The 13,487-nt window shown below is 65.4% G+C and carries 15 protein-coding genes; 9 read left to right on the forward strand and 6 right to left on the reverse strand.

Going from position 1 to position 13,487, the window contains the following annotated elements; all coding sequences use genetic code 11:
• Positions 1 to 484: 484 nt before the first annotated feature.
• Both U9983_RS27620 and U9983_RS00860 read right to left on the reverse strand, forming a co-directional pair.
• The gene (locus U9983_RS27620; RefSeq protein ID WP_416211233.1) at positions 485 to 880 is read right to left on the reverse strand and encodes an Hsp70 family protein; all 396 of its coding nucleotides are present in this window, start codon (positions 878 to 880) and stop codon (positions 485 to 487) included.
• Positions 881 to 1,180: 300 nt separating this feature from the next.
• Positions 1,181 to 1,690 (reverse strand): MarR family transcriptional regulator, encoded by a 510-nt coding sequence (locus U9983_RS00860; RefSeq protein ID WP_322752183.1) that lies wholly within the window; start codon positions 1,688 to 1,690, stop codon positions 1,181 to 1,183.
• A 99-nt stretch (positions 1,691 to 1,789) separates the two neighbouring features.
• Between U9983_RS00860 and U9983_RS00865 the strand changes: the two genes are divergently transcribed.
• Positions 1,790 to 2,485 carry an NAD(P)-dependent oxidoreductase gene (locus tag U9983_RS00865; protein ID WP_322752184.1) on the forward strand — a complete coding sequence of 232 codons (696 nt, stop codon included), beginning with the start codon at positions 1,790 to 1,792 and terminating at the stop codon, positions 2,483 to 2,485.
• 190 nt (positions 2,486 to 2,675) lie between these two features.
• On the opposite strand, the gene U9983_RS00870 is transcribed toward U9983_RS00865, so the two are convergent.
• The 3 genes from U9983_RS00870 to U9983_RS00880 all read right to left on the reverse strand — a co-directional run bounded on the left by U9983_RS00870 (position 2,676) and on the right by U9983_RS00880 (position 6,020).
• A complete protein-coding gene (locus U9983_RS00870; protein ID WP_322752185.1) occupies positions 2,676 to 3,560 on the reverse strand; it encodes an LLM class F420-dependent oxidoreductase in 885 nt (294 codons plus the stop codon).
• A gap of 276 nt (positions 3,561 to 3,836) precedes the next feature.
• On the reverse strand, positions 3,837 to 4,253 hold the full coding sequence (locus U9983_RS00875; protein ID WP_322752186.1) for a hypothetical protein: 417 nt from the start codon (positions 4,251 to 4,253) through the stop codon (positions 3,837 to 3,839).
• Between the two features lie 147 nt (positions 4,254 to 4,400).
• A complete protein-coding gene (locus U9983_RS00880; RefSeq protein ID WP_322752187.1) occupies positions 4,401 to 6,020 on the reverse strand; it encodes a right-handed parallel beta-helix repeat-containing protein in 1,620 nt (539 codons plus the stop codon).
• A gap of 997 nt (positions 6,021 to 7,017) precedes the next feature.
• Between U9983_RS00880 and U9983_RS00885 the strand changes: the two genes are divergently transcribed.
• Both U9983_RS00885 and U9983_RS00890 read left to right on the forward strand, forming a co-directional pair.
• Entirely contained in the window at positions 7,018 to 7,617 is a 600-nt protein-coding gene (locus U9983_RS00885) for a class IV adenylate cyclase (RefSeq protein WP_322752215.1), read from the forward strand.
• A gap of 1,096 nt (positions 7,618 to 8,713) precedes the next feature.
• Entirely contained in the window at positions 8,714 to 9,259 is a 546-nt protein-coding gene (locus tag U9983_RS00890) for a BlaI/MecI/CopY family transcriptional regulator (RefSeq protein ID WP_322752188.1), read from the forward strand.
• A gap of 392 nt (positions 9,260 to 9,651) precedes the next feature.
• Here U9983_RS00890 and U9983_RS00895 read toward each other — a convergent pair whose 3' ends face one another.
• On the reverse strand, positions 9,652 to 9,870 hold the full coding sequence (locus U9983_RS00895; protein ID WP_322752189.1) for a hypothetical protein: 219 nt from the start codon (positions 9,868 to 9,870) through the stop codon (positions 9,652 to 9,654).
• An 85-nt stretch (positions 9,871 to 9,955) separates the two neighbouring features.
• On the opposite strand from U9983_RS00895, the gene U9983_RS00900 reads away from it, so the two are divergent.
• The 6 genes from U9983_RS00900 to U9983_RS00925 all read left to right on the forward strand — a co-directional run bounded on the left by U9983_RS00900 (position 9,956) and on the right by U9983_RS00925 (position 13,455).
• Positions 9,956 to 10,270: a hypothetical protein gene (locus U9983_RS00900; RefSeq protein ID WP_322752190.1), complete on the forward strand. Its 315-nt coding sequence runs from the start codon at positions 9,956 to 9,958 to the stop codon at positions 10,268 to 10,270.
• Positions 10,271 to 10,404: 134 nt separating this feature from the next.
• Positions 10,405 to 10,548 (forward strand): hypothetical protein, encoded by a 144-nt coding sequence (locus U9983_RS00905; protein WP_322752191.1) that lies wholly within the window; start codon positions 10,405 to 10,407, stop codon positions 10,546 to 10,548.
• Position 10,549: 1 nt separating this feature from the next.
• Positions 10,550 to 11,200, forward strand: coding sequence for a 5-formyltetrahydrofolate cyclo-ligase (locus U9983_RS00910; RefSeq protein ID WP_322752192.1), 651 nt, complete (start codon positions 10,550 to 10,552; stop codon positions 11,198 to 11,200).
• A gap of 163 nt (positions 11,201 to 11,363) precedes the next feature.
• On the forward strand, positions 11,364 to 11,774 hold the full coding sequence (locus tag U9983_RS00915; protein ID WP_322752193.1) for an FmdB family zinc ribbon protein: 411 nt from the start codon (positions 11,364 to 11,366) through the stop codon (positions 11,772 to 11,774).
• Positions 11,775 to 12,001: 227 nt separating this feature from the next.
• Positions 12,002 to 12,793 (forward strand): SAF domain-containing protein, encoded by a 792-nt coding sequence (locus tag U9983_RS00920; protein ID WP_322752194.1) that lies wholly within the window; start codon positions 12,002 to 12,004, stop codon positions 12,791 to 12,793.
• Positions 12,794 to 13,083: 290 nt separating this feature from the next.
• Entirely contained in the window at positions 13,084 to 13,455 is a 372-nt protein-coding gene (locus U9983_RS00925) for a hypothetical protein (RefSeq protein ID WP_322750548.1), read from the forward strand.
• Positions 13,456 to 13,487 lie beyond the last annotated feature (32 nt).

The following is a 13,487-nucleotide window of genomic DNA, read 5'->3' on the forward strand; positions in this document are numbered from 1 at the left end:
CCATCGCTGTCGATCAGCTATCGAGTTGGTGAATCCGCCGACCCTGGCAGTTTTTGATCTTTACTCAAGATCGTCCGTATCCACATTTCTGTCGTCGCGGGTTGAAAACCCGGTGGCTGCCTGATATCTGTCGGTTGCCATGGTCAGTATTGACCATTATGGCTGTGGTGAGGCGTGGGACAGCCTCGGGTTACGTCCCGACAATCGGGAACCCGGGCTCCGCGGTTCACCGCCACACGGTGAAGATCACATAATTTCAGCTGTGGTGGGTGGATTCTTGTTCATGTTCTCCCGACAGCACTCCAGCCAGACTTTTGTGATCAGTCGAGCTGGTGGTCCTGCCGTCGGCAACGGCTGGTCTTGGTTGTTGTCCTGGTGGCGTCGTCGCCTCGAGCGTCGGTCACGTGGTCAGGCTGATTTCACCACGGGGGAGGAGATCACTTCTTGTCCTCCTCGTCCACGATGTCGGCGTAGAGCGACTGGCTCATCGCCGAGCCGAGCCGGCCTTGGCGAGTTCGGTGGTGGCCTCCCGGATGGCGGTGATGGTCGTGTTGCTCTCGATGCTGAGGGAGAGCGGGTTGACGTCGAGCAACAAGGGGCTTTTGACCGCGAGGTTCGTGAAATCGGACTGCAGCGAGGTGCCGATCGCGACGGCCTCATCCGGGTTGAGGCCCTTGTTCGGTTCCTCACCGCCGGCGAGTTCGCGCACCAGGTCGACCACGGCCGGGGTCGTCCGGGAGTCCTCGGCATTGGCGATCACTGTGGGCTCGCCTCCCTCGGCGGTTGCGGTCGGCCCGTTGCGGGCGGGAGCGCCGTCAGGCGGTAGCCGGCCGAGCACGAGTGGATGGTTGACATACATTTTCTGCCCGAAAACTGGCACCTCCTGATGTCTTCCTTCCACTCGTCGCACCGAAGGGAATGCGGATCAAGGAGTGGGGTTGCGGTGGATGCGTTGCGAGGCGCGAGGAGGCCCGGGTAGCGGTGCTCTACGCGGCCCACTCCACTCCTTGATCTACACCCTCTTGCCGGGCGCTCCTAGCCCCGCTGGGCTTGCGCGGCGCGTGGCAACAGGCGCGGTCACGGCAATGAGCCGGCTGCGGGCGGTGCTGCCCAAGCCCAAGTCGGTCAACCCCACCGCCCGGCGGGATGTCGAGCAGACCGTTCCGGTCAATTTTTCCGATCAGGTATTCGAGTCCTTCGCGAGCTGGTCCGTGGCAGATTGCCCGGCTTCGGTGCAGCGTCGCAGGAAGTCGACGACGAGGTCGATCTCGTCGTCGCTGTAGTTCTCAAGGATCCTGTCCAGCGAGCGGTTCATACCGTCGTACAGCCGGAAGATGTCGCGCTGCTTGTCGGGCACACCGCGTATGAGCACGGCACGCCGGTCGCTCTCGACCCGGTCGCGCACGATCCAACCGCCCCTCTCGAGGCGGTCGAGAATGCCGGTCATCGTGGCCAGATGCACACCGACGCGCCGTGCAAGAGCGCTCGGGCTGATCGGGCCGTGGCGCGTGATGACGTCGAGACAGTCGAAGTCAACATCTTTGATCTCTATCCGCGAGCCCACCCGGTGATTGAGCACTGCCAGTTCGATCCGCAGCTCGCGCAGGCTCAGCTTGGCCTCGGCGATCCGCCGGCTCCGGGTTCGTCCTCCCTCGCCAGATGCCGATCCGTCAACACCTCGCGCTGTCAAGCCCCCTGACCTCCCCACGTCATGCTATCGTTTTCGTATCATACGAGATTCGTATTACTAGATCGCGACCTGCGCCCGAGGGTCAGGAGGAGCGTAACCATGAGGATCGTCGTCTTCGGGGCCAACGGGTCGACCGGCCGACTGCTGACGGAGCAGGCGCTAGCCGCCCGCCACGACGTCGTAGCGGTGACCAGGCGGCCGGCCGATTTCCCTGTCACGCACGAAGGACTGGACGTCGTGGAGGCCGACGTACATGACGCGCCGGCCGTCGATCGCGCGATCGACGGGGCACATGTCGTGCTGTCGACGCTCGGTGTGCCCTTCACGCGCAAGCCGATCAGCGTCTACAGCGACGGCGTGCGCACCATCGTCGCCGCGATGGCCAAGCACGGGATCAAGCGACTGGTCGTGGTCAGCTCGAGTGCCACCGAGCCGCACTACCATGCTGACGGCGGTTTCCTGCTGAACCGAGTCATGCAGCCGTTGCTCACTGCGACGATTGGCAAGACGACGTACGCGGACATGCGGCTCATGGAGGAACTCGTCCGCGCCAGCGACCTGGAGTGGACGATCATGCGCCCGTCGGGCCTGTTCGATGCTGTCGGGGTGACGAGGTACGAGCTTCACGAGGATCAGGCGCCGGGCATCTTCACCAGCCGCGCCGACCTCGCCGCGAGCTTGCTCGAGCAGGCGGGAAATGCCCGGTTCGTGCGTAAGGCGGTCGCAGTGACAACGCTCGAGGGCGCTCCCACACTGTTCCAGATGCTGCGCCGGGAGGCATTCAAGAGAGGCTGACGTTGGACGGACTGCGGCTCGTCCTGGAGACGATGTTCCCGGGAATGTGCAGGAACCGCGCGGGTTCCTGCACCGTCCACAGGGACTGTTCGACAGCAGGCACCGTTTGGCCAGGTCGAAGGGTGCCACGCGGTCGAACCCCAGCTCCGTTCCTTGATCCACGTTCGTGTTGTCGGGCGCGCGTACTCGTCTAGTGGATCAGCGCGGCGAGTTCGCCCCATTCCCGACGGGGGAGTGTTGTCGGGTCGGCGGTCAGGACCTGGAGGGCGACGTGGTCCGCGCCGGCATCGAGGTGGTCTTTGACTCTGCGGTGGATGTCGTCAAGGGTGCCCCAGGCGACGAGGGCGTCGATGAGGCGGTCGCTGCCCTGGCCGGCGAGGTCGTCGTCGGTGAAGCCGTGTCGGCGCAGGTTGTTGGCGTAGTTGGGGAGGCGGATGACGCGGCTGACGTTGGCGCGGGCGATGCGGCGGGCGTCGCCGGGGTCGGTGACGAGGACGACTTTCTGTTCGGGGATCAGAAGGGGTCCTTCTCCGAGGTGGCGGCGGGCGAATTCCGTGTGTTCGACGGGAACGGTGTAGGTATGTGCGCCGCCGGTGAGTTCGGCGGCGAGCCTGAGCATCTTCGGTCCGAGGGCCGCGAGGATGCGGTGCAGACCGGTGGCGGGTGGGGCGCCGTAGTAGGGGGCGGCGTCCATGGCGGTGAGGTAGTCGCGGGTGACCTGGAGTGGGCTGGCCATCTGGTGGCCGTGGTGGCCGCGGTGGGCGATGGCGGGGGTGTGGCTGACGCCGATACCGAGCAGGAAACGGTCGGGGAATCCTTCGGTCAGGGTGCGCTGGGCGTTGACCATGGCGGTCGCGTCGCGGGCCCACAGGTTCGCGATCCCGGTGGCGACGACCATGCGCCGGCTGGCGGCGAGTAGCAGCGCCGCGTGGCTCATGATCTCCTTGCCCGTAGCCTCGGGAATCCACAGGGCGGCGAACCCGAGCTCGTCGAGTTCGGCGACCGCGTCCTGTGCGGCGGACAGCGGTTGTGTATCCAGGGCGATCGACCAGATGCCGACCCGTCCGATGTCCATGTTAATCCCCTCGTGGCTGTGCGGGCCTGATGGCGTCGGCGCACGTGACGTCGGTGTCAGTGTGCCGCGGAAAGTTTCACCCGGAAGCACGCCTGGACCTCCCGTGGGAACCGCGTCCGGAAGTTCGGGGGCGGCGGAAGGAAACGCCGATCTTGCTGTCACCGAAGGAGTAATCGACCGGGTCGGGCCATGCTCCGCGGAACGCAACCCGGAGCGCTCCGCAGGTAACGTGCGCGATCCGTGCAGCCAGATTGCCTGATCGGGATTGACGCCTGGTCACTGGAATGGTGTGTTCTGCTTCCGGGCAGTCGGGGTCAAGCGGTATCGCGTGTCGCGGTGGCCGCGCCCGGCAACCGCGGATTCCACCAGCCCCTCTTGCTTAAGACGCCCAAGCCAGTGTTCAGTGGTTTTTGGATTTATATCGGGCACCGGTTCATGGTCGAAGCGCGGCTGGCCGCGTTCAGCGGTGAGTTGTTGCACCTCTTCGCTCGTGAGTCGACGGTCGCTCTCCCCTACGCGGAGGTACGAGCCACGTTCCATACCTTTGTTGCGCACATAGCACGGTTTCTGATTGCGGGGGAGCTCTTCCACCTCGGCGGCCATCAATGTCACCCCCTCGTGGTCGATGAGGGAGATTGCAGGCCGCAGCGCCGGGACCATCTGCTCAGCGGCTGACGCGCGTGCCACCGACACGTCAGGCTCTCCTGCGCGAGTTCATCCATATCCCGCAACGTACGAGCACCAGCGACTTCGTCCTCAAATTTCACGCCACGTTGGTCCCGGTCCCGGTCCCGGTCCCGGTCCGGCAGCCGGACCCGACGGGTAGGGCGGCGTCCGTCCTCACCGGGTGCAGGGCACGTTGGACAGGCCGCTGGCCGCAGCGGTGACGGTGTTGCTGCACGAGACGGTGTTCCTGGTCCTGTCCGGCTTGTCGATGCTGACGCCGTAGCCGGGGCCGCGGACGTCGAGGGTGTTGCCGGTGATGATGTTCCCCGTGCCCCAGCCGTCGAGCAGGACATGGGTCTGGATGCCATCCTTCGGACTGTTCACACCCCTGTTGCCCTCGATACGCCAGTTGTTGCCCTTGACATCCACCCAGGAGTCTGCGGAGTTCGCCCCGGTGATCGTCGAACCGTCGAAGCTGTTGTTGCTCAGAACGCCGCCCGTTGTTGCTTCTTTGATGTCGACGGCCTCGGCGGTGACTCCGCTGATGGTGTTACCGATGATCTGGTTGCGGTCGGAGTTGTCCGGCTTTCCGCCGCTGAACTTCGTCCAGTTCGACTTGGCCGTACCGATGTAGATGCCCTCGCCGAAGCCGGCTTCCTTGCGGCCGGTGCCGCTGACGGTGCATCCAACGACGAAGTTGTCGGTGGAGAAGTTCCGCAGGTGGATGGCCTCGTCACCGACGTTGCGCACCAGCAGTCCGGTGATGACCGCGCCGCTGGTCTGGTCGGTCATCACCCCCTTCTGGCCGTTCTGGATCGTGAAACCCTCCAGCCGCCAGTAGTCGGCGTTGTCGAGATGGAAGCCGTAGCCTTCCTTGATCGACCCTCCGTCGATCACCGCGTTGCGGGAGCCGCGCACCGTGATCGGAGCCTTCGCGTTCGCGGGCTGGCTGGCGACGAAGTGTCCGCTGTACTGGCCGTCCGCGAGATTGATGAGGTCTCCCGGCTGGGCGGACGCGAGCGCGGCGGTCAGTTGATCCGCATTGGAAACCGGGACTGTCCGCAATGGATCCGGCGCGTTCGGTACCTGTGCCAGCACGGCGGCTGGTACCTCGGCGGTCGGCGCGGCGGCCGGAGCCGACGTGGCCGATGTCGATCCATCCCCGGTGGATGTGAAGGCGGCTGCCACTTCGGCACTCTCGGTGTTCGTACGGACCCGTGCGGTCAGTGTGTGCTTGCCCGCGGCCACCGCGTCGAGATGGACTGTGAACGGAGCGTCCCGATCATCGAGCACCGTGTTGCCGTCGAGAGAGAACTTGACGCGTTCGACCTTGTCAAGGGTGTCCGTACCCGGATTCAGGGTGACATCCATGCCGGCCGACACGGACTGCCCGTCCAGCGGGCGCGCGTCGACGGCAAGCACCCAGCGGCCGGATGCAGCGGCGGAGGTCTGCGGGCTCGCCGCGGTCGTGGATCCGGTTGTACCGGCGGCGTGCGGGGCCGAGGAGCCGCCACCACCACCCAGGACGACGACGAGGAGGACAAGGATGACGACGACAGCCGCGATAGCGCCGCCGAGCGGCAGCCACAGCCGGCGCCGCGTGCTCAGCACCGAGTGGAAACCCTCCCGGTGTCTCGTCGGTCGGGCGACGGCGGTGGTGTCGCCGCTGCGACTACCGCCGTAGCCGCCGCTGTCGGTCTTGTCGCTGTCGCCGTAGCCGTAGCCGCCGCCGTTGTCGTCGCCGCCGCTGTCGGTGTTGTCGCGGGCGCGACCGTCCGTTGAGGTAGGTCCCATCCGCTGCTCCCCGTGGTGCGATGTCTGCAACTGATCCGTACCGGAGCATACTGGGGCCTTTGAAGGTGACCGTGACCGACTGGTTCTCCGCTGCTCGCTCGCGCTTCTCGGGAGTCTGCGGGCCGGTTGGCAAATATGATCACACAGTTCGGCGGACGGCTCGCTGGAGAGCGCCGGTGCGTGACGGGGTCTGGCCGGATAGTTCCACCGGGTGCTGGCTGAAGCGGGACCACCGGAAATCCGGGATAGCTGCGCCGACGCGCCTGAAATGTCTTCAGCGGAGTCGGCAGGTCCCATCTCGGCCGGTTCTGTTTCCGTCGCTTCTGTATTATCGCTTCCATCGCCGGGCGGACGAACCTCCGAAAGACCTTGCGAATCGTGATGAATGCGTCGCGAATTTCGATCGTGGCCGTGGTGCGGGACCCGTTGATATCAGCTATATCTCCCGGGTTACCGGTCCATGGGTTCGATCAGGTGGGCTCGATCCGGTGGGCGCGGGGACCTCGTCGCACGGGGGTGATCTGGCAAGGCCGGTTTCGGGAAGGGAGCCGGACTTGCCCGAACTCACCAGATCGAGCACCATCCGGTTGTCGGTGGCTTCGCTCTCGTGACCGACGGGTGCTCGGCTTCGACCCGGCCGCGGAGGCGGTTGGGTCGCTGATCCGGTGGCGGTAGCGGAGTTTCCGCTCACCGCTCGCGTGCAACATGTTTGTGACGTGGCGCTCCGTCGCAACCGGCGTGGGATGACGGGAGCCGCCGACGACGGATGGAGCGGGCGCCCGAGGATGGAAGCGAGTGGCTCTCGAACCAATGCGCCGCTGCCGGATGGAAGGGTGGAACGTGTGCTGACTGTTGCTGGTTGTCAGCTGAGGGTCGACGTCGCGTGGCTCGGCTCAGATGCGTGCCAGAAAGATGTGGTCATGCCCACTCCGTTGGCATCCAACGTCCATCCGACTCTATAGCTTTGGCGGTGGGTGTCACTTCTGGTCGTTCGGTTATGTGCCAGGCTGTCGCGTCGGGGGATGGCGGGACAGACGATGGGGAGGCTTGTGTGCGCGAGGTTAAGGTCAAGTTCCATGTGAGAGACAGGGAGGCGCTCCTCCTGACCCTCAAGGCGCGAGGCATCGACCTGGGCGAGCCGTTCTTTCAGGATGACCAGGCGTACGCTCCCGATCGCTGGACGTTCGCCGACAGTCGGCTGGGCGTCTCCTTCCCACGGCTTCGTACGATAAACAACCGTCATTTTTTCGCGTTGCGGCGGCCGACTGTTAACGCCCAGGCATGTGATGCATACGAGACCGAGGTTGCTGATCGTGACCAGATGCATCAGGCGATCCTGAACATGGGTTTCTGCCCGACGGTGCGGGTGGCCAAGACACGGCGAACGGCACGGGTGGGAGACGTATCACTCTGCGTCGATGAACTGGACGGTCTGGGTATGTTTCTGGAGCTCGACTGTCCGGTACCCGCGCATGAGTCGGTGGTTGTCGTCCAGGAGGCGTTGAATGCATTCGTGACTTCCCTGTGCGTTGATGTGACGCGTACGGAGGAGACGTGTGACGCGCTGGTGCGAACGGCGCAGCTGCGGGCAGCCTGAGTGCTTCACGGTGGACCTGTTCGGTATCGACCTGGTTTATCCTGATTGGTCTGTACCGGTTTAGTCTGTACAGAGTTGGTCCCTGTGCTGCTGGTCTGTGGTGTTGGCCTGTGGTGTTGGCCTGTGTGGCGTTGCCCTGGGGCGGGGTCGGTCGGGTGGGATTCACCCTGAGGGCGTAAGCACAGTAGCTTCCGTCGGGTTGTGCCTGCGTTGCTCCATCTCCGGTGCATAAACTGCTCGTTGAGCAGGTGAGGCGCCGAGTTCGGGCGCACGCAACTACAGACGGGCGGGCTCCAGCACATGTCGCGACGCCGGGTCCGACTGGGTGGGCTCGTGGTGGACGGGCTCGTGGTCGACCGACGGGGCATCCCGTGGTCTGGTCGAGCTGGCCGGTCCGCATCCGGTCCGTCGCCGGCGGTACGGCGAAATACATTCGAGAGTCGCTCCCAGGCATGACCGGAACAGCTGCCTGCGCGGTATCGGTGTCGGCGGGTCCCGCTTGCGGGCGTGCTGCGTCATTCGGCTACTTCGTCCGTTACACGAGCCGTGCCGGGCTACCGCGGTGGCGCCGGCGGCCTATCGATCGTGCATGGACGCTTGCGACCCGAGCCGTGCGTGGCGTGCTTTCGCTTCTTTTCCCAACGGTGACCGCCGGCCTGGTAGGAGTATCGGCACACCACGGTTCTGCGGGGCAGCCAGCCGGTGTGTTCGGCTTCGGCAGGCGTTCGCCAGGCTGGATCCTGCGTTATGCCATGGTCCGACGGGGGCCGCCGGGATGCGTATGTGGCCGGGACCGCCGCACCACCTTGTCGATCATTAGGGTTGGCGGTCGCTGCGTACTCGGCCTCTGAGCCGGTCCACAGAGCCGGTCCACAGAGCCGGTCCACAGAGCTGCGTCCGGGGTATCCGCGGGCAATTTCGTATCCAGACTGTGATCGGTCCGGTCGCGATCGGTCCGGTCGCGATCGGCTGGGTCCGACCGGGTGCCCGTTCTCGCGCGTCCGCCAGGCTGAGAGGGACAGCGCTGCGACCCGCGACGTCGCGCCCCCTGTCGCCGGCCGCTCCCCGTCATTCGAACCTTCGAGGATGGCCCTTGTTGACCACTCGTGACACATGGTCGCCACGACGCCACGGCGATCCCGGCTGGCCGGAGAACGATCCCGGACAGACCGACCAGACGCAGACCGCCTCCGGCGCGGTGATCCGCCGCCAGCCGGGCGAACTCGAAGGAGCTGTCCTCGCGGCGCTGTGGGATGCTCGAATGCCCGTGAGTACCGGCACCATCCAGCACAACCTGGGTGGGGGGCTCGCGCACAGTACAATAGCCACCACACTTGGGCGTCTCATCACCAAGGGACATGTCGAACGGGTACGCGTCCGGCGGGTGTGGATGTACCACGCGACCCGATCTCAGGAGGAGTATGCCTCCGCACGAATGCTTGCGTTGCTGGGTCAGGTCGCCGACCAGGACGCGGCGTTGCGTCACTTTGTGAGCGGTCTTTCGCCCCGGCAGGTGCGGCTGCTGTGGCTTGTGCTCGGTGCGGCCGGCGGAGACTCGTGCGAGCGTGGCACCGATGAGCCGGCACATGATCTTTATGGTGACGGGGATGGATCGGGAGCGGGTGGGATCGGACAGACCTGAGATCCTGTTTTTGGATCTTCTGGGCATGGCTCCCGCCTTGCGATGCATGTCCGCCAGTCCCGATCTTTGATCCACACCCCTATTCCCGGGCACTCTTATGAGCGAATCCCCTAAAAATATTAGGTCATCGAAAATGACCTCGACAACGTCGGTCGACAAAGCCCTGCCGCCCGGATGGCGGTGACGAACCCGAATCCAGTGTGGCCTGTTGGTGGCATCCGCATCCGCATCCGCACGTGCACATGTATCCGCATCCGCATCCGCATCAGTGGACAGCGACCTGACTGGTTGAATCCGACCTCCAGAGGGCATGTTCACGCCAGCCCGGGCGGCCCTGGCCGACCCGGGCTCGGACTGCCGAACGTCGCTGGGGATGCGAGAGCTCTGGCTGACTAGGCCCTTCGCCGCCTGTAGTACTCGACGATCCACGCGTCGACGTCGCGTTTGCGCCACACACGGGTGCCTTTGGATGTCGAGGTAGGTGCGTTGATGACCTGTAGCGGAGCAGGGAACTGAGGGTCTCGGCGCGTCCAGTAGTCAACCGCCTGGCGCGTGATCTTCAGTTGGAAGGCTATGTCCCCGATGCCGACCAGCCGCTCACTGTCGTCCACCGGAACAGCGTAACGGCTTTGCTGGTAGCCAAGCACACCGCTATGGTTTGTTTTGCTGAACAGCAAATGTTCTGGGAGGATACGGATGGTGACACCGGTAACCCGCCGCGACGTGGTTCGGGCGACGCTGGATCACGACGAGGCATACGATCAAGATCCACAAGGGGACCCTCCAGTCTCGGTCCCCCGCTATCGTCGCGCCGTGCGGGCGGCGATCGATGTCGTACCCGAAGTCGTGACGGAGAAGGGAATGCGCAGGTCAGACGGTGATTTCGAGGCATACTCGGCGGGTGTGCGCGACGCGTTGGATGCGGTCGCGGACGCGATCGCACGTGTTGTGGAGGGCGCGGGGGATCCGGGTTCGCCGGGCGACGGTGGCTCGGCGCGGACCGCGACATGACCGGAGCGTCAGCCGAGAGGCTGCCAGCTGAGCACGGTGGGGCGGATGGGCCGCCTGCAGCGGCGGGAAGCCCGCCGGGCTCGCCGGGCCGGGCGGGATGTCCGAAGCTTCCGAACTGGGAAGGAGAAACGCTCGTGTGGGACGACGCACGCTCCGACGACGATCGTGACATCGGATGGGGCGACGACCGGGACACCTCGCAGGAGGGCGCGGACACCGACATCGAGTGGCTGCGCGCCGAACGTCCACCGCATCACATCGACCGCGACACGTCCTGACATGCCCGCGGATGAGGCTCTGAACAGTCTGAAGGTCGAGCTGCGGGCGCGCCAGCTCGCGGCACGCGCCGGTCGGATCGCCCGTACCGACTTCGGGGCGGGTGGCGGATCGGCGTCAGAGGGTTCGATCGAGGCGTACACCGCCGCTTCGTCGACCCGACGCGTATTGGATCTTCCCGAGGTGGCCGCGGCGCGCTGCGTGGCTGCGTATGTGAACCTGCCCGGCGAGCCGGAGACAGGTCGGCTTCTCGGGCAGCTGCGGGCCCGGGGGGTGGGTGTCCTGCTGCCGTCGATGCGACCCGATCTCGACCTGGATTTCCGTGAGTACAACGGATCGCTGATTGCAGGCGCCTTTGGAACTCGTGAACCTCCGCTCGGTGCAGTGATTGTTGATCTTATCCGTGCGGATGTCATCGTTGTTCCGGCGTTGGCGGCCGACGTGCGTGGAGGGCGATTGGGGCGTGGCGGTGGCTCCTACGACCGGGCGCTGCGGCGCGCGAGACCGGACGCGCTGATCGTGGCAATGGTGCACGACCACGAGCTGGTCGCCCACGTGCCGACCGAACCCCACGATATCGGCGTCCACGTCGTTGTCACACCGCGTGCCACGGTGCGGTGCGGGGCTGCCGGCTTGCCAGTGGACCCGCGGTAGCGCTATTGGTGCGCGGTGTAGTGATCATTGGCGTTGACGCTGTGCCGGCGGAGCTGACAGCCGGCTCGGATCGTGGTCTGAGGGTGGTCGTCGACGCGGAGGTGCCGTCTCGGGTTAGAGTTGGCAGTCACCGAAGTCGAGTGCTAACTCCTGGGAGGAGTCCGTGCCGCGCTACGAGTACCGCTGCACCGCGTGCGATCAGGATCTTGAGGTTGTGCAGAGTTTCAACGATGCGGCGCTGACCGAGTGCCCCGCCTGTGGCGGCAAACTGCGCCGGGTGTTCAGCCCGGTCGGCATCATGTTCAAGGGTGCCGGTTTTTACAAGACCGACAGCCGATCCGGTGGCGGTGGAGTCCGGGACCGGGCGAAAGACAAGGTCGGCAATGAGGCCGGCGCTGACACATCCAGTAAGGAGACCGTCGGGGCTGGTGCGCCCGCGGGGGGCGGCTCGGTGGACGCGACGTCGAGTGCCGCAGGCTCGTCGACGGCCACGAGCACGGCGTCATCGGCTGGTTCCTCCAGTTCCTCTGGTTCAAGCAGCTCCTCTGGTGGCTCGGGTACCGCCGCGGCCTGATCGATGCGGGCTCCCTCGGACTCCTTCGGGGCTTCCGTGGGAGCCCGAGGTCGTTGGTGACTCCCTGGTTGCACCGGCGACCGGTCTGTGTAATCCGGGCACTCGCGATGGGTCGGATTTCCACAGGAGACGACCTCGGGCGTACGCGGACAGCGCTTTGTCCACAATGCGCGCTCCGGTCGTGACTGCTCCCCACCCGGTGGCTAATGTGATCTTCACGTTCACTCGTGAAGATCGTGGAGGTCGCGATGTGGCTTGCCGGACGCACAACTGCGCGTATCGGGGAGGTACGTGCCTGGCGGCTCGCGGTTGGGGCCCGGCGGCGGGTTCTTGCGGGTGTCTTCGCCGGTCTGGCTTTGCTCCTTACCGCCGGCGCCCTGCGATCCAGCCAATCGCTGGCCGGCACAGCGGTGGTTGTGGCGGCCAGCGAGCTGGAGGGCGGGGCGATCATTGCCCCGACTGACGTCCGGATCGTGTCGTTACCGGTGGATGCCGTGCCAGTGGGTACCGCCCGGCGCTTCGAGGAAGCCGTCGGGCGGACCCTGGCAGCGCCGGTCGGTCGTGGCGAACCGATTACCGATGCGCGGTTCCTCGGTCCCGGCCTGCTCACCCAACGGCAGGCAGCCGCTGGCCTGGTCGCGACACCGGTCCGCGTCAGCGATGCCGGATCGGTTCTGTTCCTGCGCGTCGGTGATCGGGTGGACGTGCTTGCGGCGTCCACCGAGATGGCCGTGCCAGACGCGAGCTCACGGAACGGGTCGACGACAAGGCAGCCAGGGGTGCCCACCGGCGACACATCGGCAGGGCCGACAACCGAAGCCGGTACCGCGACGGTCGTTGCATCCGACGTCACCGTCCTAGCAGTTCTCCGCCCCCGTGATGCAGCGGAAGGTGTCGTAGCCACGACTGACGGCGCGCTGCTCTTTGTAGCAGCGCCGCCACGCGTTGCGGCTATTCTTGCCGGTGCGGCAGTGCACGCCAGGCTGTCGGTGACTGTGCTGGGGCGCCGAGCATCGTAGTACTACTGATCCATAGCGTCATAGCCCCGCAAGCAGCCGTTCGACCGTGATGATGGTCTGTAGCCAGGAACATCGTACGATCAGTTACTGTTCGAAGTCAAGACAAAACGGAAAGTTCCCACCCGGTGTGCGAGGTCCGGCCTGTGCGTGCTTGTATCGGAGCTTGTCGACCGGAGCAGACCGCGGCCGATCCCGAGGCGATCGTGGTTGGCGCGGTCACCCTGCTCAGGTGGGAACGAGCCGCGATGAGGCCGCTCGGCTCTTGGTGTATTTGCGGGGAGGGAACGACGATGGGCATATCCATCGACGATGGTGCCTGTGGTGTGTGGCAACGCGTACCCGACGAGGTCATCAGCCGGCTTGACGGGCTCCCGGGGGCGGCCTACGAGGTACCGGATGAGGTCACATGTGCGCTCGAGACCGGGCATCCCGACAAGCACATGGCGGTTTTGCAGGGCTGGGGCAATCAGGAGGCGTGGTTGGTCTGGGCTACACCCACAACGGTCACTGCGCCGGGATGCCGGGTGGATGGACTGACCTGCCTGCTCCCGGTGGGACATGTCGGACGCCATCATGTGATCATGACGGATGTGGTGGAGGACGAAGGTCCCTACTGGTGCGACAGTCGCGCTGATCTGGAACTACAGCGCACGCCGATCTGATCGGAGGTTCGGTCACGGCTGTCACCCACGGC

The sequence above is a fragment of the Protofrankia sp. Cas3 genome, assembly GCF_963555955.1.
Taxonomy (GTDB): domain Bacteria; phylum Actinomycetota; class Actinomycetes; order Frankiales; family Frankiaceae; genus Protofrankia.

What these genes read in the sequence shown, in the direction of transcription:
- U9983_RS00885 (WP_322752215.1), top strand. Translation starts at nt 7,018, where the DNA reads ATGTGCCAGGCTGTCGCGTCGGGGGATGGCGGGACAGACGATGGGGAG.
- U9983_RS00880 (WP_322752187.1), bottom strand. Translation starts at nt 6,020, where the DNA reads ATGGGACCTACCTCAACGGACGGTCGCGCCCGCGACAACACCGACAGC.
- U9983_RS00870 (WP_322752185.1), bottom strand. Translation starts at nt 3,560, where the DNA reads ATGGACATCGGACGGGTCGGCATCTGGTCGATCGCCCTGGATACACAA.
- U9983_RS00900 (WP_322752190.1), top strand. Translation starts at nt 9,956, where the DNA reads ATGGTGACACCGGTAACCCGCCGCGACGTGGTTCGGGCGACGCTGGAT.
- U9983_RS00910 (WP_322752192.1), top strand. Translation starts at nt 10,550, where the DNA reads ATGCCCGCGGATGAGGCTCTGAACAGTCTGAAGGTCGAGCTGCGGGCG.
- U9983_RS00865 (WP_322752184.1), top strand. Translation starts at nt 1,790, where the DNA reads ATGAGGATCGTCGTCTTCGGGGCCAACGGGTCGACCGGCCGACTGCTG.
- U9983_RS00925 (WP_322750548.1), top strand. Translation starts at nt 13,084, where the DNA reads ATGGGCATATCCATCGACGATGGTGCCTGTGGTGTGTGGCAACGCGTA.